At 51.1% G+C, this 1,835-nt stretch carries 2 protein-coding genes and 2 pseudogenes; all 4 read left to right on the forward strand.

Annotated features, from left to right (window positions below; all coding sequences use genetic code 11):
- Positions 1–324: pseudogene (locus tag Q0986_RS14180) on the forward strand (hypothetical protein); the annotation flags it as partial.
- Between the two features lie 74 nt (positions 325–398).
- On the forward strand, positions 399–872 hold the full coding sequence (locus Q0986_RS14185) for a hypothetical protein (RefSeq protein ID WP_299411390.1): 474 nt from the start codon (positions 399–401) through the stop codon (positions 870–872).
- 6 nt (positions 873–878) lie between these two features.
- Positions 879–1,556, forward strand: a complete 678-nt coding sequence (locus tag Q0986_RS14190) for a hypothetical protein (protein WP_299411392.1) — start codon at positions 879–881, stop codon at positions 1,554–1,556.
- Positions 1,557–1,587: 31 nt separating this feature from the next.
- Positions 1,588–1,835, forward strand: a pseudogene (locus Q0986_RS14195) (hypothetical protein); the annotation flags it as partial.

The following is a 1,835-nucleotide window of genomic DNA, read 5'->3' on the forward strand; positions in this document are numbered from 1 at the left end:
AAGCGGCATTTTCTGTTTGATTTGAACCTGTTCTCCCTGCTGATGTTCTCCCTAGCGGAGTTTGCCAATATCTTCTGCATTGGAATCGTGGCCCTGATGCTGCAACGACCCACCCTAGTGGACTTGGGCGGGTATATCTTTCCCCTCACCTATGGATTACTCGCCCCCTTGGTGTCCGGTTCAATCTTCCTCGGTGGGTTTAAGGCCGCTGCCAGCTTTCGAGGGGGTGCCTTGGGTGTTGCCAGTGCAGCGGGGGGCATTGCTGGGGGCATTGCTACTTCAGCGATGATTTCAGCCCGGAACCGCCGAGAGCAATATTACTAAATCGATTTGCTGCTCCTTCCTCATTCTGCCTATGTTCACACTAAGCCCATGAGGTCATTGAGAGGTCAATAAAAATGCCTTTATATCTCACCCTAATCGTCGTCTTTGTTGCCTTTGCCATCCTGCTGATGGTCATTCGAGGTGGAATGGCTGAACTCAATCCCCTATCAGGCTTGATGGCCTGCGTTGTCCTGACGCTGTTTGCCGCGTATCACCGCATCTTTGCTGGGGCAGACCAGCTTTCGGGGTTGGACTCCTTTTTTACCTTGGGCTGTGGGCTCATTGCCTGTCAGCTCTTTATCCCTGAGTTTCGCTTCTGGTGGTCGGACTTCCGATTTATCTATGGGATGACGGTGCTGTTCTATTTTGCCTTCTGCTGGACCTTTGACCATCTGTACATTGTTTGGTTTTGGTTTACAGGATTTGTGCTGTTTCTACTGTTGGTGCAATTCCTTTTTGGAGTGGCGAGTTCTGGTGGTGGGAGAAGGATGAGAGGGGTTTGTGATCCTGAGTCCGAGTTTGATTATTCGATCTACGACGAGTGGTAATGAACGATGACTAAAAAACTCTCTCGCTTCCTCCCCCTGCTTGTAGTTTCAGCCTTACTGCTGAATATCCTCGTGTGCTTCTCCTGGTTTACTCAAGGAGCTAGAGCGCAAGCCCCCTCTCAGGTGTATATCCAAACCGATTCGGGGTTGGTGGTCAAAGGTCAGCCCGTGGACCCCCTCTACCGGAGTAATGAGGTGGTGATGCGGTTTGCCCAGGAATTTGTCTCCGTGGCCTACACCTGGCCGATGAATGGCGAGGGTCACCATGAAGGCAAGCTAATCTATCCCCTACCCATGTACACCCAAGCCTTCAAGATCCATCCTGATATCCGGGCGGAGTGGTTAGGGCGTCAGCATATTGCCTATGCCAAGGCCAAAGACCCCTTTACTAACTATGTGGGTAAGCCCCAGCATACAAAGACGACCATCACGGGAGCCAAGATTGAGCGCTTGGACCCCGAGACTCATGAATGGGATGTCAGACTATACGCCACCCAATACCGCTTTGATGGTCAAAACAACCTGATTTATAACCCCGTCAAGGTCAACAAGATATTGACCCTGAGAGCCGTCCAAGGGTTTAGACCCAACTGGCAGATTGCCGATACCGACTTGGGCCGCATGATTGATGATGCCCTGCATTCAGAGCTACTGATTACCAACATTGTGGATCTGCCCACATAAACCAACCGAGAAAGACGACAAGGAGCGAAACATGCTGACGGATAAACGCCAGGTCGAAGCAGCCAAGGCCACATTGTTGGATGACCCCGAACTCAATGAACTGATAGCAGAGAATAAGATTGCTGAGGGTCGTCCCATCAACGATCTAGAGACAATGGTCGATCCAGGGGATAAAGTCAAACACCCCTACTATCTCCAGCCCTGGTTTCGGATTGGGAGTATCGCCATCCCTTTGATCATCATGGGGTTTGTGGGCTATAAGATTTGGGGACCCAAGCC

The sequence above is a fragment of the Acaryochloris sp. IP29b_bin.148 genome, assembly GCF_028285565.1.
GTDB lineage: Bacteria > Cyanobacteriota > Cyanobacteriia > Thermosynechococcales > Thermosynechococcaceae > Acaryochloris.